The sequence below is a fragment of the Pseudomonas sp. UTLPPB19802 genome, assembly GCF_059730225.1.
Genome location: NZ_AP048545.1, coordinates 6372645 through 6394180, shown reverse-complemented (window position 1 = coordinate 6394180; position 21536 = coordinate 6372645). Strand labels below are relative to the sequence as shown.

Annotated in this window: 23 protein-coding genes; all 23 read left to right on the top strand. The window is 61.5% G+C overall.

Features of this window, described 5'->3' with window-relative positions; translation table 11 throughout:
- Positions 1 to 142: 142 nt before the first annotated feature.
- Positions 143 to 1003 carry a flagellin domain-containing protein gene (locus AC6I6U_RS27970; protein WP_497879213.1) on the top strand — a complete coding sequence of 287 codons (861 nt, stop codon included), beginning with the start codon at positions 143 to 145 and terminating at the stop codon, positions 1001 to 1003.
- A gap of 73 nt (positions 1004 to 1076) precedes the next feature.
- Positions 1077 to 1454 carry a flagellar protein FlaG gene (locus AC6I6U_RS27965; RefSeq protein WP_497879212.1) on the top strand — a complete coding sequence of 126 codons (378 nt, stop codon included), beginning with the start codon at positions 1077 to 1079 and terminating at the stop codon, positions 1452 to 1454.
- A gap of 82 nt (positions 1455 to 1536) precedes the next feature.
- Positions 1537 to 3018, top strand: a complete 1482-nt coding sequence (gene fliD, locus AC6I6U_RS27960; RefSeq protein ID WP_497879211.1) for a flagellar filament capping protein FliD — start codon at positions 1537 to 1539, stop codon at positions 3016 to 3018.
- A 129-nt stretch (positions 3019 to 3147) separates the two neighbouring features.
- Entirely contained in the window at positions 3148 to 3543 is a 396-nt protein-coding gene (gene fliS / locus AC6I6U_RS27955) for a flagellar export chaperone FliS (protein ID WP_497879210.1), read from the top strand.
- A gap of 12 nt (positions 3544 to 3555) precedes the next feature.
- Positions 3556 to 3852: a flagellar protein FliT gene (fliT, locus tag AC6I6U_RS27950; RefSeq protein ID WP_054064080.1), complete on the top strand. Its 297-nt coding sequence runs from the start codon at positions 3556 to 3558 to the stop codon at positions 3850 to 3852.
- A 171-nt stretch (positions 3853 to 4023) separates the two neighbouring features.
- Positions 4024 to 5499 carry a sigma-54-dependent transcriptional regulator gene (locus tag AC6I6U_RS27945; RefSeq protein ID WP_497879209.1) on the top strand — a complete coding sequence of 492 codons (1476 nt, stop codon included), beginning with the start codon at positions 4024 to 4026 and terminating at the stop codon, positions 5497 to 5499.
- Positions 5500 to 5627: 128 nt separating this feature from the next.
- Complete coding sequence (locus tag AC6I6U_RS27940) at positions 5628 to 6818, top strand: sensor histidine kinase (protein ID WP_497883118.1); 1191 nt, start codon at positions 5628 to 5630, stop codon at positions 6816 to 6818.
- 2 nt (positions 6819 to 6820) lie between these two features.
- Entirely contained in the window at positions 6821 to 8221 is a 1401-nt protein-coding gene (gene fleR / locus AC6I6U_RS27935; RefSeq protein ID WP_497879208.1) for a sigma-54-dependent response regulator transcription factor FleR, read from the top strand.
- A gap of 135 nt (positions 8222 to 8356) precedes the next feature.
- Positions 8357 to 8686: a flagellar hook-basal body complex protein FliE gene (gene fliE, locus AC6I6U_RS27930; RefSeq protein ID WP_010449930.1), complete on the top strand. Its 330-nt coding sequence runs from the start codon at positions 8357 to 8359 to the stop codon at positions 8684 to 8686.
- Positions 8687 to 8701: 15 nt separating this feature from the next.
- Positions 8702 to 10486: a flagellar basal-body MS-ring/collar protein FliF gene (gene fliF / locus AC6I6U_RS27925; RefSeq protein WP_497879207.1), complete on the top strand. Its 1785-nt coding sequence runs from the start codon at positions 8702 to 8704 to the stop codon at positions 10484 to 10486.
- Positions 10479 to 11498 (top strand): flagellar motor switch protein FliG, encoded by a 1020-nt coding sequence (gene fliG, locus AC6I6U_RS27920; RefSeq protein WP_497879206.1) that lies wholly within the window; start codon positions 10479 to 10481, stop codon positions 11496 to 11498. The genes fliF and fliG overlap by 8 nt, the downstream gene beginning before the upstream one ends.
- A 9-nt stretch (positions 11499 to 11507) precedes the next feature.
- Positions 11508 to 12290: a flagellar assembly protein FliH gene (gene fliH, locus AC6I6U_RS27915; RefSeq protein ID WP_497879205.1), complete on the top strand. Its 783-nt coding sequence runs from the start codon at positions 11508 to 11510 to the stop codon at positions 12288 to 12290.
- Positions 12280 to 13638 (top strand): flagellar protein export ATPase FliI, encoded by a 1359-nt coding sequence (fliI, locus tag AC6I6U_RS27910; protein ID WP_497879204.1) that lies wholly within the window; start codon positions 12280 to 12282, stop codon positions 13636 to 13638. Before fliH ends, fliI begins: the two co-directional genes overlap by 11 nt.
- A 7-nt stretch (positions 13639 to 13645) precedes the next feature.
- Positions 13646 to 14095: a flagellar export protein FliJ gene (gene fliJ, locus AC6I6U_RS27905; protein ID WP_497879203.1), complete on the top strand. Its 450-nt coding sequence runs from the start codon at positions 13646 to 13648 to the stop codon at positions 14093 to 14095.
- An 88-nt stretch (positions 14096 to 14183) separates the two neighbouring features.
- The gene (locus AC6I6U_RS27900; protein WP_497879202.1) at positions 14184 to 14489 is read left to right on the top strand and encodes an STAS domain-containing protein; all 306 of its coding nucleotides are present in this window, start codon (positions 14184 to 14186) and stop codon (positions 14487 to 14489) included.
- 5 nt (positions 14490 to 14494) lie between these two features.
- Positions 14495 to 16201: an ATP-binding SpoIIE family protein phosphatase gene (locus tag AC6I6U_RS27895; protein WP_497879201.1), complete on the top strand. Its 1707-nt coding sequence runs from the start codon at positions 14495 to 14497 to the stop codon at positions 16199 to 16201.
- Positions 16202 to 16230: 29 nt separating this feature from the next.
- Positions 16231 to 16590, top strand: a complete 360-nt coding sequence (locus AC6I6U_RS27890) for an Hpt domain-containing protein (protein WP_497879200.1) — start codon at positions 16231 to 16233, stop codon at positions 16588 to 16590.
- A gap of 83 nt (positions 16591 to 16673) precedes the next feature.
- Positions 16674 to 18089, top strand: a complete 1416-nt coding sequence (locus AC6I6U_RS27885; protein WP_497879199.1) for a flagellar hook-length control protein FliK — start codon at positions 16674 to 16676, stop codon at positions 18087 to 18089.
- 259 nt (positions 18090 to 18348) lie between these two features.
- Positions 18349 to 18861, top strand: coding sequence for a flagellar basal body-associated protein FliL (fliL, locus tag AC6I6U_RS27880; protein ID WP_497879198.1), 513 nt, complete (start codon positions 18349 to 18351; stop codon positions 18859 to 18861).
- A 9-nt stretch (positions 18862 to 18870) separates the two neighbouring features.
- Positions 18871 to 19839: a flagellar motor switch protein FliM gene (fliM, locus tag AC6I6U_RS27875; RefSeq protein WP_497879197.1), complete on the top strand. Its 969-nt coding sequence runs from the start codon at positions 18871 to 18873 to the stop codon at positions 19837 to 19839.
- Between the two features lie 54 nt (positions 19840 to 19893).
- Positions 19894 to 20352, top strand: a complete 459-nt coding sequence (gene fliN / locus AC6I6U_RS27870) for a flagellar motor switch protein FliN (RefSeq protein WP_497879196.1) — start codon at positions 19894 to 19896, stop codon at positions 20350 to 20352.
- Positions 20353 to 20781 (top strand): flagellar biosynthetic protein FliO, encoded by a 429-nt coding sequence (fliO, locus tag AC6I6U_RS27865; protein WP_497879195.1) that lies wholly within the window; start codon positions 20353 to 20355, stop codon positions 20779 to 20781. It begins immediately after the preceding gene.
- A complete protein-coding gene (gene fliP / locus AC6I6U_RS27860) occupies positions 20781 to 21533 on the top strand; it encodes a flagellar type III secretion system pore protein FliP (protein ID WP_497879194.1) in 753 nt (250 codons plus the stop codon). Before fliO ends, fliP begins: the two co-directional genes overlap by 1 nt.
- Positions 21534 to 21536 lie beyond the last annotated feature (3 nt).

Genomic DNA, 21536 nt, shown 5'->3' with positions numbered 1-21536 from the left:
GGCAGGTTGCTAGCAAATTTTTTGAAAAAAGCCCTCAAGCAACCTGCTATCCCGACGATAACTATTACGAAGGTTCTCTAGGCCACACCCGGCGGTTGCCAGGGCCGGAAGCCGTAGTACACAACCCAACGAGGAATTCGTCATGGCTTTAACAGTAAACACCAACACTACGTCGCTGAACGTTCAGAAGAACCTGAACCGTGCTTCCGATGCCCTGTCTACCTCCATGCAGCGCCTGTCTTCCGGTCTGAAAATCAACAGCGCCAAAGATGACGCCGCTGGCCTGCAGATCGCAACCCGTATGGCTTCGCAGATCCGCGGTGGCACCCAGGCTATCCAGAACGCCAACGACGGTATCTCCGTAGCCCAGACCGCTGAAGGCGCTCTGCAAGCTTCGACCGACATCCTGCAGCGTATGCGTGAACTGGCTGTTAAAGCCCGTAACGGAACCAACGGTACTGCCGACCAGACCGCTACCAACGCCGAATTCGCTCAGATGTCTGACGAATTGACCCGTATCTCGGCTTCCACCAACCTGAACGGCAAAAACCTGCTGGACGGTTCGGCTGGTACTGTGACCCTGCAAGTCGGTGCCAACACTGGCAGCGCCAACCACATCGACCTGGTTCTGAGCTCGAAGTTCGACGCCGTCAGCCTGTCGGTAGGTAGCGGTACTGTAGTTCTGACTGGTACCACCGGTACTGGTGCAGGTTCGGCTGCAACCAACATCGATAACGCGATCACCGCAATCGACGCTGCAATCGCTGCCATCGGTGCTACCCGTGCCAGCCTGGGTGCTTCGCAGAACCGTCTGACCAGCACCATCTCCAACCTGCAGAACATCAACGAAAACACCACTGCTGCACAAGGTCGCGTACAAGATACCGACTTCGCCGCAGAAACTGCTAACCTGACCAAGCAGCAGACCCTGCAACAGGCTTCCACCTCTGTTCTGGCTCAGGCTAACCAACTGCCTTCCGCTGTACTGAAGCTGCTTCAGTAATCTCGGAATGAGTTTCGGCGGGGGAGTGTGCTTGTCACGCTCTCTCGCCTTTTTACGTTGAGAGGTGATGAAGATGGACATGAGTGTAAAACTTAATCTGTCTTACCCAGCAGTTCTGCCGGCCAGTTCCAATAGCACCACCGTGGCCGACAAGGCGGCTGCGGCGCCTCAGGCGGACAAGGTGAAAGCGGCTCCAGACACCGACGCCACCAACAAGGATGCGGATTCCTCCGAAAGACTCAAGCGAGCTGTTCAGGATATCGAAAAGTTCGTGCAGTCGATCAAGCGCAACCTGGAGTTCTCGATTGACGAGCATTCCGGGAAAGTCATCGTCAAGGTCATCGCCAGTGATACGGGCGAGGTGGTACGGCAGATCCCCACCGCCGAGGCCATGAAGTTGGCCGACAGCCTGAGCTCGGCAAGCAGTTTGCTATTCGATGGAAAGGCCTGACAACTGGCATGAATAGTGTTTGCTGGATCTTTGGCCGTCGATAAAGGTCAAAAGTCTGGCAGCAACCTGACGGGAGAGGCACATGGCAAGTCCAATTTTACCGGGAACGGGCCTAGGCTCGGGTCTGGATATCAGTTCGATCGTTACTGCGCTGGTGAACGCCGACAAATCGGCCAAGCAGACGCAGATCGATACCGCGACAAAAACCAACACGCTGAAAATTTCCGGTATTGCGTCGCTCAAGAGCGCCCTGGCGGCGTTCCAGAAGACCATGACCGATCTCAGCGCCACGACCAGTACTGCTTTTGCCGGTTATACGGCAACGTCGGGCACGGCGACCACGCTGACTGCAACTTCCGACAATACTGCTGTTCCGGGTACCTATAACGTTGTCGTGTCGAGCCTGGCCACGGGTTCGAAAGTAGCCAGTGCATCGTTTGCCGATGGTGCGAGCAGCGCCATTCCAAGCGGTACCCTGACGATCAGCAGTCAAAATGGCAGCAGCTATAACGTCGATATACCGGCGAATGCTACCTTGCAGAGCACCCGGGATCTGATCAACAGCAAGCTGGGTGGCAATGGCCTCTCGGCCAACATTGTGACCGACAGTACTGGCGCATCGCGCATGGTGATCAGTTCGACGACGACGGGCGCGGGTTCCGACCTGAAGGTCAGCGGTATCGCCGGCCTGGAAATCGACGGCACCCAGGTGATGAGCAGCAGCCCGTCGGCTTCGGATTCTGGAGCGGTCGGGAGCATCGCCAAGGACGCTGTGCTGACCATCGATGGTCTGCAGGTGACCAGCAAGAGCAACACCGTTACCGGCGCGATCAGTGGCCTGACCCTGAACCTGTTGTCGGCCGGTACTCCTGGTGTAGGCGCCAGTTCGACGGTCACCGTTGCCACCAATACCAGTGGCCTGCAGACGTCGATCCAGTCGTTCGTCGACTCCTACAACACCCTGATGAATACCATCAACACCCTGTCCAAGGCGACGGCGGATGCTGACGGTAACCTGACCGTATCGGCGGCCTTTACCGGCGACTCGCTGCCGCGCTCGCTGATTTCCGATCTTCGCCAGCAGCTCACGGCTACAGGCGCAGGCGGTCCGTTGTCGGTGCTGTCGCAGTTGGGCGTGCTGACAGTGGCGGGTAACGATGCCAGCAACTCCGGTAACCTGTCCTTCGACACTGCCACGTTCAACAAGGCCATGGCTACTCCGGGCATGAGTGGCCAGGTGCAGCAGTTGTTCAATGGCACCAATTCGACCAACGGCCTGTTTTCGCGGATGGGGAATGCGCTCAACACCTATCTGGGTACGCCGGTCGGTTCGACCACCGTCCGCACGGGCGGAGTGCTCGATGCGCGCAACACCAGCCTGCAGGCCGTGGCCAAGAACCTGACCAGTCAGCAGTCGGCGCTGGATCTGCGTGTCGCCAACATGACCAAGACCCTGACGGCCAAGTACAACGCCATGGACCTGTTGGTCGGGCAGATGAAGGCGACGGCGAGCAGCATCACCTCGTTCTTCACGTCGCTCAACGCACAGAAGTCCTCCAGTTAATCTGGGGTAACGCCAAAAACCCGGCTACGCTTTACCGCGTGCCGGGTTTTTGCCTTTCGGGTTAAAGTTTTTTGACTCGAGGGCGATACACTGATCATACGAACTTTTAGAGTTGCAGCGAGGTACGACATGAACCCGATGTTAGCCCTTCGGCAGTATCAGAAAGTGGGGGCCCAGGCACAGACCTCCGAAGCCACGCCTCATCGCCTGGTGCAGATGCTGATGGAAGGTGGACTGGATCGCATTGCCCAGGCCAAGGGGGCTATCGCGCGCAATGATATCCCTGCCAAGTGCGTGGCGATCGGCAAGGCCATCGGCATCGTCGGTGGTTTGCGCGAAGGCTTGGATCTGGAGAAGCAGGCGGATGCCCTGGCTGACCTGGACAGTCTCTATACCTACATGATGAAGCGTTTGGCCGAAGCCAACATCAAGTCCGATCCGAAGATCCTTGATGAAGTCTCGGGCCTGCTCAGCACGGTCAAAGAGGGTTGGGACGCCATTGGCGCGCCCGCTCCACAGTTCTAGGGAGTACAGCACATGAGCCTCGTACTGCAGCGTATCCAGGAAACCCGTGAAGCCCTGGTGAAGGCCCTGGCCGAACGGGACTGGGGAAGCATCGCCGAGCTGGACCTTGCCTGTCGTGCCTGCATGGAGGACGTGCTCAACGAGGCCTCGGTGGACGAGGATGCCTTGCGCAGCAATCTGGAAGAACTGCTGCACGTCTATCGTCAGTTGCTGGAGACAGCGATGGCGGAAAGGCAGGCTATAGTTGATGAGATGCAGCACCTCCAGCAAGCGCAGAATGCGGCGAAGGTTTACCATTTATTCGGTTGACACAGGGTTAATCGAAGCGTGTCGCGCCATAAATTTGACTGCGCACGTTTTTTTGACTTAACTAGTGCTGTTTTCCAGATTTCAGTCGTCTTTGAAGGTGATAGCCCACCTCGGGCGTCAAGGTTGCCCAACCATCCCGGGCATCGAGTTGACTAGGGAAGTTGCTATTGCATGTGGCGTGAAACCAAAATTCTGCTGATCGATGACGATAGCGTTCGCCGCCGTGACTTGGCGGTGATTCTAAATTTTCTCGGCGAAGACAATCTGGCCTGTGGCAGCCAAGACTGGCAGCAGGCGGTCGACTCCCTGGCGTCCAGTCGCGAGGTATTGTGTGTCCTCATCGGCACGCTCAATCCGCCGATGGGACTTTCGAGCTTGCTTAAGACACTCGGAACCTGGGATGAGTTCCTTCCGGTTCTGCTTTTAGGCGAAAATAGTTCCTCGGAGCTTCCCGAGGATATGCGCCGTCGAGTGCTTTCCAACCTGGAACTGCCGCCCAGCTACAGCAAGCTGCTTGATTCCCTGCACCGTGCCCAGGTCTACCGCGAGATGTACGACCAGGCCCGCGAGCGCGGTCGTCAGCGTGAGCCGAACCTGTTCCGCAGCCTGGTCGGTACCAGTCGTGCGATCCAGCACGTGCGCCAGATGATGCAGCAAGTGGCCGACACCGACGCCAGCGTGCTGATCCTCGGCGAGTCTGGCACTGGCAAGGAAGTGGTCGCGCGCAACCTGCATTACCATTCCAAGCGGCGTGATGCGCCTTTCGTTCCGGTCAACTGTGGGGCGATTCCGGCAGAGCTGCTGGAAAGCGAGCTGTTCGGTCACGAGAAGGGTGCTTTCACCGGCGCTATCACCAGCCGGGCCGGGCGTTTCGAGCTGGCCAACGGCGGCACGCTGTTCCTCGATGAAATTGGCGACATGCCGCTGCCGATGCAGGTCAAGCTGCTGCGCGTACTGCAGGAGCGGACCTTCGAGCGCGTGGGCAGCAACAAGACCCAGAGCATCGATGTGCGGATCATTGCCGCTACCCACAAGAACCTCGAAAGCATGATCGAGGTGGGCAGTTTCCGTGAAGACCTCTACTACCGCCTCAATGTCTTCCCGATCGAGATGGCGCCGCTGCGTGAGCGGGTCGAGGATATTCCGCTGCTGATGAACGAGCTGATCTCGCGCATGGAGCACGAGAAGCGCGGTTCGATCCGGTTCAACTCGGCGGCAATCATGTCGTTGTGTCGGCATGGCTGGCCGGGTAACGTCCGCGAGTTGGCCAACCTGGTCGAGCGCATGGCGATCATGCATCCGTACGGCGTGATCGGCGTGGCCGAGTTGCCGAAGAAATTCCGCTACGTCGATGATGAAGACGAGCAGATGGTGGATAGCCTGCGCAGCGATCTGGAAGAGCGCGTGGCGATCAATGGTCATACGCCGGACTTCAGTACCTCGGCGATGCTTCCACCCGAAGGCCTGGACCTCAAGGATTACCTGGGCGGCCTCGAGCAGGGGCTGATCCAGCAGGCGCTGGACGATGCCAACGGTATCGTCGCCCGTGCTGCCGAGCGTCTGCGGATCCGGCGTACCACCCTGGTGGAGAAGATGCGCAAGTACGGCATGAGCCGTCGTGAAGGTGATGAGCAGGCGGATGATTGACGCCTGTTTTGCAAATCGCTGAAAATCGGGCGGTTTTTTTTAGGCACGGGTATTGCTAAGTCTCTCGTAACGTTCCGTTTAAATGACGGTCAGTCATGCGAGAGTTTACGATGCCCCAAGCCGCCCAGATGTCTCCTGTCCCCGATGCCGCGGGACAACCATCTTCCGTAGAGCAGGCAAGCCGGCTTGGTCTTGAGCAGGCCTTCGCACTGTTCAACCAGGTGTCTACGCAACTCACCGATTCCTACAGCATGCTTGAAGCGCGGGTCACCGAGCTCAAGGGTGAGCTGGCCGTGGTCAGTGCCCAGCGCATGGCGGAGCTGGCGGAAAAGGAGCGCTTGGCCAATCGTCTGCAGAATCTGCTTGATCTGTTGCCTGGCGGTGTCATCGTGATCGATTCCCATGGCTTTGTCTGCGAGGCCAATCCTGCTGCGCGCGAGTTGCTCGGTGAGCCGCTGGAAGGCGAGCTGTGGCGGCAGGTGATCGCCCGGTGCTTTGCGCCGCGCGAGGATGACGGTCATGAAATTTCTCTCAAGGATGGTCGGCGCCTGTCGATTGCCACGCGTTCGCTGGAAGGTGAGCCGGGGCAGTTGGTGTTGCTCAACGACCTGACCGAAACCCGTCGCCTGCAAGATCAGTTGGCCCGTCACGAGCGGCTCTCCTCCCTTGGGCGGATGGTTGCTTCCCTGGCTCACCAGATTCGTACGCCGCTGTCGGCTGCCCTGTTGTACGCCAGTCATCTCAATGAACAGGCGCTGCCGCTGGAAACCCAGCAGCGTTTCGCCGGGCGCCTGAAGGAGCGCCTGCACGAACTCGAGCATCAGGTGCGCGACATGCTGGTGTTTGCCCGTGGCGAGCTGCCGTTGACGGATCGGCTGACCCCGGCGGTCTTGCTGCAGGCTCTCCAGGCTGCTGCGCAGACCCATGTGCAGGGTGTGGCGATCCGCTGGCAGTGCGACAGTCACGCCGGTGAGTTGTTGTGCAACCGCGATACGCTGGTCGGTGCGCTGCTCAACCTGATCGAGAACGCGATCCAGGCCAGCGGTGCCGATGTGCGCCTCAAGGTGCATCTGTACAGCCGTGGCAATACGCTGCGCCTGAGCATCAGCGATAACGGCAGTGGCATCGAACCCCAGGTCCTGGCGCGCCTGGGCGAGCCCTTCTTTACCACCAAGACTACCGGTACCGGCCTCGGCCTGACCGTGGTCAAGGCGGTCGCCCGGGCACACCAGGGCGATCTGCAATTGCGTTCACGGCTGGGACGCGGCACCTGCGTGATGTTGTGCCTGCCGCTGATTCCTGGCGCCACGGAGGCATAGTAATGGCTGCACAGATCAAGGTCCTGCTGGTCGAGGATGATCGGGCGTTGCGCGAAGCGCTGGCCGATACCCTGTTGCTGGCGGGGCATGAATTTCGCGCGGTGAGCTGTGCCGAGGAGGCATTGGCGGCGGCGGCGCGGGAGTCGTTCAACCTGGTGGTCAGCGACGTCAACATGCCAGGGATGGACGGGCACCAGTTGCTTGGCTTGCTGCGTGCTCGCCAGCCATTGCTGCCGGTACTGCTGATGACGGCCCACGGTGCGGTCGAGCGCGCGGTGGAAGCGATGCGCCAGGGCGCTGCCGATTACCTGGTCAAGCCGTTCGAGCCCAAGGCCCTGCTGGAGCTGGTTGAGCGTCATGCGCTGGGGTGCTCCGGGGTGGTCGAGAGCGAAGGACCGATCGCCGCCGAGCCGGCCAGTGCGCAGTTGCTCGAACTGGCTGCGCGGGTTGCCCGCAGTGATTCGACCGTGCTGATCTCCGGTGAATCGGGTACCGGCAAGGAGGTGCTGGCACGCTACATCCACCAGCAGTCCCAGCGCGCCAGCCAGCCGTTTGTCGCAATCAATTGCGCAGCCATCCCGGACAACATGCTCGAGGCTACGCTGTTTGGTCATGAGAAGGGATCGTTCACCGGTGCGATCGCGGCCCAGGCGGGCAAGTTCGAGCAGGCCGATGGCGGGACCATCCTGCTCGACGAAATTTCCGAAATGCCCCTTGGGCTGCAAGCGAAGCTGCTGCGGGTCTTGCAGGAGCGCGAGGTCGAGCGGGTCGGTGCGCGCAAACCGATTTCCCTGGATATCCGGGTGGTAGCGACCACCAACCGCGATCTGGCCTCCGAGGTGGCGGCGGGACGGTTCCGCGAGGATCTCTATTACCGGCTATCGGTTTTTCCGCTGGCGTGGCGACCGCTGCGCGAGCGCACCGCCGATATCCTGCCGCTGGCCGAGCGGCTGTTGGCCAAGCACTGCGTGAAAATGAAACATGCTGCCGTCAGATTGTCGCCTCGGGCACAGGCTTGCCTGGTCGGGTATGCCTGGCCGGGGAATGTTCGCGAACTCGACAATGCGATCCAGCGTGCGCTGATTTTGCAGCAGGGCGGGGTGATCCAGGCGGAGGATTTCTGTTTGGCCGGGCCGATCAATTGTGCGCCGTTGCCGGTCGCGCGGGTGCCCCAGGTAGAGGTCGACGCCAGCGAAATGACGGCGGTGGAATCGGCTGGCGCGCTCGGTGACGATCTGCGTCGGCGCGAGTTCCAGATGATCATCGACACCCTGCGCGCCGAGCGTGGGCGTCGCAAGGAAGCTGCTGAACGCCTGGGTATCAGTCCGCGTACGTTGCGCTACAAACTGGCGCAGATGCGCGATGCCGGCATGGATGTCGAAGCCTATCTGTTCGCTACTTGAGTCGCTTCACTCGCTTTACGCTCGTGTATCGGTTTTTATTCGGAGGCGACAAGGAGATGGCACCCTTGTTGCTAACACCACTGGTAACCGCTGCACGAGTGTCAAAAAATTGCAGGTCGCCGGAGAGAGTAGTTCATGAGCCAGGGTATTGAATTTAATCGGTTGATGTTGGACATGCGCGCCATGCAAATGGATGCCATGGCCCAACCGAAGTCGGCTGTGGCCGCACCAGAAGTCGCCGGCAGCAGCTTTGCCGACCTGCTTGGCCAGGCTGTCGGCAAGGTCAACGAGACCCAGCAGGCTTCGTCGCAGCTGGCCAATGCCTTCGAAATCGGCAAGAGCGGCGTCGACCTGACGGATGTGATGATTTCCTCGCAGAAAGCCAGCGTCTCGTTCCAGGCCTTGACCCAGGTCCGCAACAAGTTGGTCCAGGCGTATCAAGACATCATGCAGATGCCGGTTTAAGGGCGAGATTGAGTCATGGCAGAAGCAGTCGCCGATAACGTACCGGCCAAGGCCGGTGCGACAGAGAGCAAGCCGCTGTTCGGTTTGTCCTTTCTGGAAAACCTTTCCGAGATGACCATGCTGCGTCAGGTCGGCCTCATGGTCGGCCTGGCTGCCAGCGTGGCGATTGGTTTTGCCGTGGTGTTGTGGTCCCAGCAACCTGACTACCGGCCGCTCTACGGCAGCCTGGCCGGTATGGATGCCAAGCAGGTCACCGAAACCCTGGCGGCGGCGGACATCCCCTACACCGTCGAACCGAATTCCGGTGCGCTGCTGGTCAAGGCCGAAGACGTGTCCCGTGCGCGCCTGAAATTGGCGTCCGCCGGCGTGACGCCGAGCGACGGCACCATCGGTTTCGAGATCCTCGACAAGGACCAGGGCCTGGGCACCAGCCAGTTCATGGAAGCGACCCGCTACCGCCGTGGTCTCGAAGGCGAACTGGCCCGCACCATCTCCAGCCTGAACAACGTCAAGGCGGCCCGCGTGCACCTGGCGATTCCGAAAAGCTCGGTATTCGTCCGTGACGAGCGCAAGCCCAGCGCCTCGGTACTGGTTGAGCTCTACCCTGGCCGCTCCCTCGAACCGGGCCAGGTGGTGGCGATCATCAACCTGGTGGCCACCAGTGTTCCCGAACTGAACAAGTCGCAGATCACCGTGGTCGACCAGAAGGGCAACCTGCTCTCCGACCAGGCGCAGAACACTGAATTGACCATGGCCGGCAAGCAGTTCGACTACAGCCGCCGCATGGAAAGCATGCTGACCCAGCGCGTGCACAACATCCTGCAACCGGTCCTGGGCAACGATCGCTACAAGGCCGAAGTGTCGGCTGACGTGGACTTCAGCGCGGTCGAATCGACCTCCGAGCAGTTCAACCCGGATCAACCGGCGTTGCGCAGCGAGCAGTCGACCAGCGAACAACGCACCGCCAGCAACGGTCCGCAGGGTGTGCCTGGTGCCTTGAGCAACCAGCCGCCAGCACCAGCTTCGGCGCCACAGACCACCGGTGGTGCGGCCACTTCGGCCAGCGCCGTGCAGCCGGGCCAGCCGCTGCTCGATGCCAACGGCCAGCAGATCATGGATCCGGCTACCGGCCAGCCGATGCTCGCGCCGTATCCGTCGGACAAGCGTCAACAATCGACCAAGAACTTCGAGCTGGACCGTTCCATCAGCCATACCAAGCAGCAGCAGGGTCGCCTGACCCGTCTGTCGGTGGCGGTGGTGGTCGACGACCAGGTCAAGGTCAACGCCGCCAACGGCGAAACCACCCGGGCCCCCTGGAGCGCCGACGAATTGGCGCGCTTCACCCGCCTGGTCCAGGACGCCGTCGGTTTCGACGCCAGCCGCGGCGACAGTGTGAGCGTGATCAACGTGCCGTTCTCCGCCGAGCGTGGGGAAGTGATTGCCGATATTCCGTTTTACTCGCAACCCTGGTTCTGGGATGTGGTCAAACAGGTGCTGGGTGTGTTGTTCATCCTGGTCCTGGTGTTCGGCGTGCTGCGTCCGGTGCTCAACAACATCACCAACGGTGGCAAGAGCAAGCAGCTGGCCGGCCTTGGCAGCGACGTCGAACTCGGTGGCATGGGCGGTCTGGATGGTGAGCTGGGCAACGATCGCGTGAGCCTTGGCGGTCCGCAGAGCATCCTGCTGCCGAGCCCGAGCGAAGGTTATGACGCGCAGTTGAACGCCATCAAGAGTCTGGTAGCCGAAGATCCGGGCCGTGTGGCACAGGTCGTCAAAGAGTGGATTAACGCCGATGAGTAATAACGCCGCAGTCACCCAGAAGCTGACCCGGGTCGATAAAGCCGCGATTTTGCTGCTGTCGCTGGGTTCGGCCGATGCTGCTCAGGTATTGCGTCACATGGGGCCCAAGGAGGTCCAGCGTGTTGGCGTGGCCATGGCGCAGATGCGTAACGTGCATCGCGAACAGGTCGAACAGGTCATGAGCGAGTTCGTCGACATCGTCGGCGACCAGACCAGCCTGGGCGTTGGTTCAGACGACTATGTGCGCAAGATGCTCACCCAGGCCCTGGGCGAGGACAAGGCCAACGGCCTGATCGACCGCATCCTGCTCGGTGGCAACACCAGTGGCCTGGACAGCCTCAAGTGGATGGAGCCACGTGCCGTGGCCGACGTCATTCGCTACGAGCACCCACAGATCCAGGCGATCGTGGTCGCTTACCTCGACCCGGACCAGGCCGGTGAAGTCCTGAACAACTTCGACCACAAGGTCCGCCTGGACATCATCCTGCGGGTTTCCTCGCTGAACACCGTTCAGCCGGCGGCGCTGAAGGAACTCAACCAGATTCTGGAGAAACAGTTCTCCGGCAACTCCAACGCGGCCCGTACCACCTTGGGTGGTATCAAGCGTGCTGCGGATATCATGAACTTCCTCGACAGCTCGATCGAAGGCCAGCTCATGGACTCGATTCGCGAAGTGGACGAGGACCTGTCGACCCAGATCGAAGACCTCATGTTCGTCTTCAACAACCTGGCCGATGTCGACGACCGCGGTATCCAGGCGCTGCTGCGCGAGGTGTCTTCGGATGTCCTGGTGCTGGCGCTCAAGGGCTCCGACGAGAACATCAAGGAAAAGATCTTCAAGAACATGTCCAAGCGTGCGGCGGAACTGTTGCGCGACGACCTCGAGGCCAAGGGCCCGGTCCGCGTCAGCGATGTGGAAACCGCGCAGAAGGAAATCCTCACCATCGCCCGCCGTATGGCCGAAGCCGGAGAAATCGTGCTCGGTGGCAAGGGCGGCGAAGAGATGATCTAAGGATCAACCATGACTGATCCAACCGATCTGATCCGCGCGCGGGATGTCAGCGGCTTCGACTTGTGGTCGTTGCCCAGTTTCGATCCGCATGTCGAAGAACCCGAGCCGGAGCCCGAGGAAGAACCGCAGGCCGAGATCGAGGAAGTGCCGCTGGAGGAAGTCCAGCCACTGACCCTCGAAGAACTCGAGACCATTCGCCAGGAAGCCTATAACGAAGGCTTCGCAGTGGGTGAGCGGGAGGGCTTCCACAGCACCCAGATCAAGGTCCGCCAGGAAGCCGAGGTGGCCCTGGGCGTCAAGCTGGCGAACCTTGAGCGGTTGATGAGCAACCTGTTCCAGCCTATCGCCGACCAGGACCAGCAGATCGAGAAGACCCTGGTGGGCTTGGTCGGGCACATTACCCGCCAGGTCATCCAGCGCGAACTCAAGACCGATTCCAGCCAGATCGAGCATGTTCTGCGTGAGGCGCTGAAATTGCTGCCGCTCGACGCCGGGAACGTACGGCTGTACGTCAATCCCCAGGATTTCGAGCAGGTCAAGGCCTTGCGCGAGCGCCATGAAGCCAGCTGGCGCATCGTCGAGGACGAAGCCTTGATGGCCGGCGGATGCCGGGTCGAGACCGAGCACAGCCGGATCGACGCGAGTGTCGAAACGCGCATCGAACAGGCGATCGCGCAACTGTTCGACCAACTGCACGAACAATCCCTGCACCCGGCCCAGCCCGACCTCGCCGTCGACCTGGGCGACTTCCACGTGCCATTGGGCACCCCGGAACCCGCCGATGCGTCTTGAGCGAACCAGCTTCGGCAAGCGCTTGAGCACTTACGCCGATGCGATCGACCTGCCGGGACAGCCGATTCTCGAAGGGCGGCTGTTGCGCATGGTCGGCCTTACCCTCGAAGCCGAGGGGCTGAGAGCGGCCATGGGCGCCCGGTGCGTGGTGATCAACGACGACAGTTACCACCCGGTACAGGTCGAAGCCGAGGTCATGGGCTTTTCCGGCAACAAGGTATTCCTGATGCCGGTGGGCAGCGTCGCCGGCATCGCGCCGGGCGCGCGGGTCGTGCCCCTGGCCGATACCGGTCGCCTGCCGATGGGCATGGCCATGCTTGGCCGGGTCCTCGATGGTGCCGGGCGGGCGTTGGACGGCAAGGGTGGGATGAAGGCCGAGGACTGGGTGCCGCTGGATGGGCCGACGATCAACCCGCTCAATCGTGACCCGATCCATCAGCCGCTGGATGTGGGCATTCGCAGCATCAACGGATTATTGACGGTCGGCCGTGGCCAGCGCCTGGGGCTGTTCGCCGGTACCGGCGTCGGCAAGAGCGTGTTGCTCGGCATGATGACCCGGTTCACCGAGGCCGACATCATCGTCGTCGGGCTGATCGGCGAGCGGGGCCGCGAGGTGAAGGAGTTCATCGAGCACATCCTCGGCGAGGAAGGGCTCAAGCGTTCAGTGGTGGTCGCTTCGCCTGCCGACGATGCACCACTGATGCGCCTGCGGGCGGCCATGTACTGCACGCGGATCGCCGAATATTTTCGCGACAAGGGCAAGAATGTCCTGTTGCTGATGGATTCGCTGACCCGTTTTGCCCAGGCCCAGCGGGAAATCGCCCTGGCCATCGGCGAGCCGCCGGCGACCAAGGGCTATCCACCTTCGGTGTTCGCCAAGCTGCCGAAACTGGTGGAGCGGGCCGGTAACGCCGAGGCTGGTGGCGGTTCGATTACGGCCTTCTACACCGTGCTGTCGGAAGGCGATGACCAGCAGGACCCGATTGCCGACTCGGCGCGGGGTGTGCTCGACGGCCATATCGTGCTGTCCCGGCGCCTGGCCGAGGAAGGGCACTATCCGGCTATCGACATCGAGGCGTCCATCAGCCGGGTCATGCCGGCGGTGATCAGTCTCGAACACATGAAGCGTGCGCAATATTTCAAGCAGCTCTGGTCGCGCTACCAGCAGGCACGTGACCTGATCAGCGTCGGTGCCTATGTGGCGGGTGGCGACCGCGAGACCGATACCGCAATCGCCTTGCAGCCGGCGATGGTGCAGTACCTGCGCCAGGGCCTCAACGATAACGTCAGCCTTGGCGAGAGCGACGCGCACCTGTCGACGATCTTCGCCCCGGCGGCGGGCGGCTGATCCGGCCATGGCCCAGAGTCGTGCCGCGCGCCTGGCGCCGGTGGTCGAGATGGCCGAGAGCAAGGAGCGCACCGCTGCCCAGCGGCTGGGCTACTTTCAAGGCCAGGTGCAACTGGCGCAGAACAAGCTGGCCGACCTCGAGGGGTTTCGCCTGCAGTACCAGGAGCAGTGGATCGAGCGTGGCCGTCACGGTGTCTCCAGCCAGTGGCTGCTGGGCTACCAGCAGTTTCTCAGCCAGTTGGACACTGCGGTGGCCCAGCAGCGTCAGAGTCTGGCCTGGCACCAGAACAACCTCGACAAGGGCCGGGTGGTCTGGCAGGAGGCCTATGCCCGCGTCGAAGGCCTGCGCAAACTGGTCCAGCGCTATATCGAGGAAGCTCGCGTGCTGGAAGACAAGCGCGAGCAGAAGCTGCTGGACGAGTTGTCCCAGCGCCTGCCGCGCCAGAGCGCCTACTGAACCGCAGGTATTTTGACGGGCTTGGTTGCCCTGGCGTCAGCGGGGTGCTAAACCTTGTACACATTGCCACTGACAAGGAAGCTGGATCATGGCTGTAGAGTCTGCAGTAACTGATAACGGCAGGAAATTGACGATCTCCATCAAGGGGCGCTTCGATTTTGGCAAGCATCAGGAATTTCGCGATTCGTATGAGCGGGTTCATACCAGGCCCGACTCGGTCGTCGTCGATCTGAAGGATGCTACCTACCTCGACAGCTCGGCCCTGGGCATGTTGTTGCTGTTACGGGATCATGCCGGTGGCGATACCGCTGATATCCGCGTGATCAACAGCAATTCGGACGTGCGCAAGATCCTCGCCATTTCCAATTTCGACAAGCTCTTCGACATCGCTTGAGCATCATGCAGGCCGATGAAGAGCCGCTGACGGTGCTGATCGCCGAAGATGGCGCGGCTGACCGGTTATTGCTGTCGAGCATCGTGCGACGTCAGGGGCACGCGGTGCTGACTGCCAGCAATGGTGCCGAGGCGGTCGAGGTCTTCCAGGCACAGCGTCCGCAATTGGTGCTGATGGATGCGCTGATGCCGGTGATGGACGGCTTCGAAGCCGCGCGCCGGATCAAGCGGTTGGCCGGCGAGTCGTTGGTGCCGATCATTTTTCTTACTTCCCTGAGCGAAAGCAGCGCATTGGCGCGCTGCCTCGACGCGGGTGGTGACGACTTCCTGGCAAAGCCCTACAACCGGATCATCCTGGCCGCCAAGATCAAGGCCATGGATCGTCTGCGCCGATTGCAGGCCACGGTGCTGCAGCAGCGCGACCTGATTGCCCAGCACCACGACTACCTGCTCAACGAGCAGCGGGTGGCCAAGGCGGTGTTCGACAAGGTCGCCCACTCCGGCTGCCTGCGGGCGCCGAACATCCGTTACCTGCAATCGCCCTATGCGCTGTTCAACGGCGACCTGTTGTTGGCGGCCTACACCCCGGGTGGCGACATGCATATCCTGCTGGGGGATTTCACCGGCCACGGCCTGCCCGCTGCCGTTGGGGCGATGCCGCTGGCGGAAGTCTTCTATGGCATGACCGCCAAGGGCTACGGCTTGTCGGAGACCCTGCGGGAGATGAACGCCAAGCTCAAGCGCATCCTGCCGGTGGACATGTTCTGCTGCGCCACGTTGCTGCGCCTGAGCCCGCAGCGGCGAGTGGTCGAGGTGTGGAATGGCGGCATGCCCGATGGCTATCTGCACGATATCGCCTCGGGCGAGCGCCGGCCGCTGGTGGCCCGGCACTTGCCGTTGGGCGTACTCGGGGCGAAGGCCTTCGATGACCAGACCGAGGTTTACCCGATGGTCCCGGGGGATCGGATCTTCCTGTTGTCGGACGGCGTGATCGATACCTGCAACTTCGAGGAGCAGTTGTTTGGTGTGGAGCGCTTGCATCAGGTGTTCGAGCGCAACCAGGACCCGGACCGGCTGTTCGAGGAGGTCCAGGAGGCGCTCCGGCAGTTCGGCGGCGTGGTGCGCGACGATATCAGCCTGGTCGAGATCGGTTTGCCCGACGCGGGCACGCAGTTGCCGGCGACCGTGATCTATTCCGACAGCGGCGAGTCCTGTCCGCTGGACTGGTCGGTGAACTTCGAGTTTCGCGCGGCGACGTTGCGGCGTTTCAATCCGCTGCCCTACCTGTTGCAGTTGCTGATGGAAGTGCATGGCTTGCGCGGTCTCAGCGGGCCCTTGTACACCGTGTTGGCCGAGCTGTATTCCAATGCCCTGGAGCATGGCGTACTGGGGCTGGAGTCAAGCCTCAAGCGGGATATCAGCGGATTCGCGCAGTACTATGAGCAGCGCAACGAGCGTCTGCTTGGCCTGGATGAGGGCTTTGTCCGGGTCAGTTTGCGAGTGATCCCGGAGGGCGCAGGAGGGCGTTTGTCCATCGAAGTCGAGGACAGTGGAGCCGGTTTCGATTTCGAGCGTCTCATGGAGCGGCCGCTTGAGGTCGGGCGCTTGTCGGGTAGGGGAGTTGGCCTGATCCGGCAACTGAGTCACTGCGCCCGGTGGTCCAAGGGCGGCAGGTGCGCCCACGTGGAGTTCTCGTGGGAGCCTCAGGCATAATTCACGGGTGTTGATCAGGGAGCGAATCAGTGAGCGTCAATCAGGAAGAACACCTCGACTACGAAGTGCTCAGCGCCTTGCAGGAAGTCATGGAGGATGAGTATCCGGTGCTGCTGGACACCTTTCTCACGGATTCGGAAAAGCGCCTGGGCCAGTTGCACCAAGCCACCGATCGGGCCGAGTTGGGTTTGGTGGCGCACAGCTTCAAGGGCAGCAGCGGCAACATGGGCGCGCTGCAGCTGGCCGACCTTTGCCGGCAACTGGAAGAGCGCGCCGCACAATTGTCATTGGCCGGTATCGAGGAACTGCTCGGGCAGATCGACCAGGAATATGAGCAGGTGCGCTACCTGTATGCGCGCGAGCGCGAGCGGTTCCCGGTCAAGCAATAGTCGGTGGTATTTGGGAAAGCTGGCCCAAACCTTGCTTGTGCTCTCTGCATCGAATCCATGATCCCTGTGCAGCGGAGATTGTTATGCCCCTCGCTCCCAACCCTTTTCTTCAGGCCACCGCTGCGGCCAAGTCCAAGGTGGACCTCGCCAGCAGTCAGCCGACTCCGGCTGCGCAGCCCAAGGACAACGGGTCCAGCTTTGCCCAGGTCTACAAGGACACCCAGGACAAACCGGCCAAGGTAGCCGAAGCGCCGGTCAAGTCGAGCCGGGAAAACAGCTCTGCCGTACCGGCAAAAAAAGACGTGGTCGCCAGCAAGAAGGACGATGCGGCAAAGCCTGCCGTTGCCGATAGCGGCAACTCCTTGCCTGCCAACAAGGCCGACGACAAGGTTTCTGGTGATACCACCCAAGCGGGCAATGGTGACCAGGCAAGCTCCGACGACAGCGACAAGAATAGCGCCAGCAGTACGCCGGTGGCTGATGCCGCGCCGGTGGACCCAACTGTCGATCCGGCGCTGATCCAGGCTGCTGCCACGACACCGGCTCCGGCTCCTGAAACGCCGCCAGCGGCCGCTCCTGTTGTGCAAGCTGTCGTCGAAACGCCGTTGGCCGCTGCCTCGGTGGCGGCAACGGTGCAGGCGACCACCACGCCGGCCAGCGACAGTGATTTCGACCCGACTTCCGACCCGCTGGACAACCTGCCGGCCGTGCGCCTGGCGATGGAGCAGGGCGGTCACGTGTCGGCCGCCAGCCAGTCGACCACCACCAAGACCAGCGGCAATAGTGAGCAGGATCCGACCCTGGCACAGAACCAGGCCAGCAGCGTGGCCATGCTGGTCGATCAGAAAACTGACGCCGGCACCACCGAGCAGGGTGGCGAAAAATCCTTCAAGGGTTTGATTGAGGATGGCCTTAAGGATCTGAAAAGCGCCTCCAGCGACACCCGTGTCGATGATTTCGCCAATCGTCTGGCGGCCCTGACCCAGGCAGCGGTACCCAAGACCGCCAATGCATTGCCGGTCAACCAGCCGTTGGCCATGCACCAGAGTGGCTGGACCGAGGAAGTGGTCAACCGGGTCATGTACCTGTCCAGCGCCAATCTCAAGTCGGCCGATATCCAGCTGGAGCCAGCCGAGCTGGGCAGGTTGGATATCAAGGTCAACATGTCGGCCGACCAGGCGGCGCAGATCAGTTTCATCAGCGGTCATGCCGGGGTTCGCGACGCGCTGGAAGGCAACATGTTCCGCTTGCGCGAAATGCTCCAGCAGCAGGGGCTTGGACAGGCTGATGTCAGTGTGTCCGACCAGGCGCGCGGTTGGGCTGGACAGGGCCAGGATCAACAGCAGCAACAGCAGGCCCAGAAGGGCAGCAACCGCGGTGGTGGTCGCGTGGATGGCGGCGATGACGACCTGTCTGTCGCTGCCGTGGGCGAGGCTGCATCGGCGGCCGCCAACGCCAGCGTGGTAGTGGGCTCCAGTGCGGTCGACTACTACGCTTGATTTCTGCGCACTGCTGGCTGGTCAGAGCAACCTCGTAGTAAGCGGGTTTACCCATGTCGGGCTGCAAGGCAGCCCAGCAACCGGCAGGCCTGATGTATCAGTGAGGTCGAGGCGGCTCACCTTGCGACTGCTGCGCAGCCGAGCGTGGTGAAGCCTGCTCGCCACGCCATTTCCTCCCCATTCGCGCCAACTCTGGCATAACACTTGCTCCTGCCTTGCCATGCGACTGTGAAAAACCGAATAGTGACGGATTATTGGCATGGCGAAGAGCGAAGCGGCAGCGACAAAAGAACCCGGCGGGAAAAGCAAACTCAAGCTGATTATCGTGATCGTGGCGGCCTTGCTGTTGGCCATCGGTGCCTCCGTGGGGGCGACCTGGTACTTCATGCACAGCGCCCAGAGCAAACCGGCGGCCGAGGCACATGCCGAGGCGGCCCCGACCGGCAAGCAGCCGGCGATCTATGAGCCGATGGCACCAGCCTTCGTCGCCAACTTCAAGGATGCCAGCGGCCGCCAGCGCTACATGCAGGTGAGCATCACCCTGCTGGGGCGCAACCAGGCCGACCTGGAAGCCCTGCGTGTCCATATGCCGGTCATCCGCAACAACCTGGTCATGCTCTTTTCCGGGCAGACCTACGAAACCCTCGCGACTCCGGTCGGCCAGGAACTGCTGCGCCAGAAGGCCACTGCCAGCGTGCAGGAAGTGGCCCAGAAAGAGGTCGGCAAGGTTGTGGTCGAACAGTTGCTCTTCACTAACTACGTGCTGCAGTAGGATCATCACATGGCCGTGCAAGACCTGCTGTCCCAGGATGAGATCGATGCCCTCCTGCATGGTGTCGATGACGGTCTGGTGCAGACTGAAAGCGCTGCCGACCCTGGCAGTATCAAAAGCTATGACCTGACCAGCCAGGATCGCATCGTCCGCGGACGCATGCCGACCCTGGAAATGATCAACGAGCGTTTCGCCCGCTACACCCGCATCAGTATGTTCAACATGCTGCGCCGCTCCGCCGACGTGGCGGTGGGCGGGGTGCAGGTAATGAAGTTCGGCGAATACGTGCACTCGCTGTATGTGCCGACCAGTCTCAACCTGGTCAAGCTCAAGCCCCTGCGCGGCACCGCGCTGTTCATTCTCGACGCCAAGCTGGTGTTCAAGTTGGTGGACAACTTCTTCGGCGGTGACGGGCGTCACGCCAAGATCGAAGGCCGAGAGTTCACGCCGACCGAGCTGCGCGTGGTTCGCATGGTTCTCGAGCAGGCTTTCATCGACCTGAAGGAAGCCTGGCAGGCGATCATGGAAGTCAACTTCGAGTACATCAACTCGGAAGTGAACCCGGCCATGGCCAACATCGTCGGCCCGAGCGAGGCCGTGGTGGTTTCCACGTTCCACATCGAACTCGACGGCGGTGGCGGCGACCTGCACGTGACCATGCCCTACTCGATGATCGAGCCGGTGCGCGAAATGCTCGACGCCGGTTTCCAGTCGGACCTGGACGACCAGGACGAACGCTGGGTCAAGGCGTTGCGCGAGGACGTGCTGGATGTGGCCGTGCCGCTCAGTGCCACCGTGGCCCGTCGCCAGTTGCGCCTGCGGGACATCCTGCACATGCAGCCTGGTGATGTGATCCCGGTGGAACTGCCCGAGGACATGGTCATGCGTGCCAACGGCGTGCCGTCGTTCAAGGTCAAGCTCGGTTCCCACAAGGGCAACCTGGCGCTGCAAGTGATTGAGCCGATCGAGCGCCGTTGAGCGCGCGACCAGGCATGTACTGTTAACTGAATTTCTGCCCGCCGAGGATGACTGATGGCTGACGAACACGATATGAACGACCAGACCCTGGCTGACGAATGGGCGGCCGCCCTGGAAGAGTCCGGTGAATCCGGCCAGGCTGATATCGATGCGCTGCTGGCAGCCGATGCAGCCACCGCTCCAGGCTCCAACCGCCTGCCGATGGAAGAATTCGGCAGTGCGCCGAGGAGCCAGGAACCGGTGACGCTCGATGGGCCGAACCTGGACGTGATCCTGGACATCCCGGTGTCGATTTCCATGGAAGTCGGCAGCACCGATATCAATATCCGCAACCTGCTGCAACTCAACCAGGGCTCGGTGATCGAACTGGATCGCCTGGCCGGCGAGCCGCTGGATGTGTTGGTCAACGGCACCCTGATCGCCCATGGCGAGGTGGTGGTGGTGAACGAAAAGTTCGGCATCCGTCTGACCGACGTGATCAGCCCGAGCGAACGCATCAAGAAGTTGCGCTGAATGAGCAGGCTTCTCGGCGCCCTCCTGTTGCTGCCGTTTTCTGCGCTGGCGGCCGAGCCCGTCGCCACGGCAGCGGTTGCGCCCACGGTCGGTGGCGGGATGGCCGGACAATTGACGCAATTGGTGCTGGGGTTGTTACTGGTGCTGGGCGTGATCTTTGTCCTGGCCTGGCTGATTCGGCGTGTGCAGCAGTCGGGGCCGACGGGCAAGGGCCAGGTGATCGAGCTGATCGGCTCGCGGGTGCTTGGGCCGCGTGACCGGCTGGTTCTGGTGCAGGTGGGCAACGAGCAGATTCTGCTGGGGCTGACGCCGGGTACGATCACGCCGCTGCATGTACTCAAGGAGCCGGTCAAGGTGACGAGTGGCGAGCCGGCGACGCCGGAGTTCGCCCAACGCCTGATGGAATTGCTGGGTAAGGACAAGAAGTGATGGTTGCGTTGCGTTTCATCCTGACCCTGGCGCTAGTACTCGCCGCGCCGCTGGCATTCGCCGCCGATCCGCTGTCGATTCCGGCGATCACCCTCGGTACCGGGGCCAACGGACAGCAGGAATATTCGGTCAGCCTGCAGATCCTGCTGATCATGACCGCGCTGAGTTTCATCCCGGCGTTCGTCATCCTGATGACCAGCTTCACCCGGATCATCATCGTCTTCTCGATCCTGCGCCAGGCCCTGGGCCTGCAGCAGACACCGTCGAACCAGATTCTCACCGGCATGGCGCTGTTCCTGACCATGTTCGTCATGGCCCCGGTGTTCGACAAGGTCAACCAGCAGGCCCTGCAGCCTTATCTCGCCGAGAAAATGACGGCCCAGGACGCGTTGCTCAAGGCTCAGGGGCCGGTCAAGGATTTCATGCTGGCCCAGACTCGCAGCAGTGACCTGGAGTTGTTCATGCGCCTGTCCAAGCGCACCGACATCGCTACGCCCGACCAGGCGCCGCTGACCATCATCGTGCCGGCCTTCGTCACCTCCGAGCTGAAGACCGCGTTCCAGATCGGTTTCATGATCTTCATCCCGTTCCTGATCATCGACCTGGTGGTCGCCAGTGTGCTGATGGCGATGGGTATGATGATGCTGTCGCCGCTGATCATTTCCCTGCCGTTCAAGATCATGCTGTTCGTGCTGGTGGATGGCTGGGCGCTGATCATCGGTACCCTGGCCAGCAGTTTTGGTGGTGTCTAGATA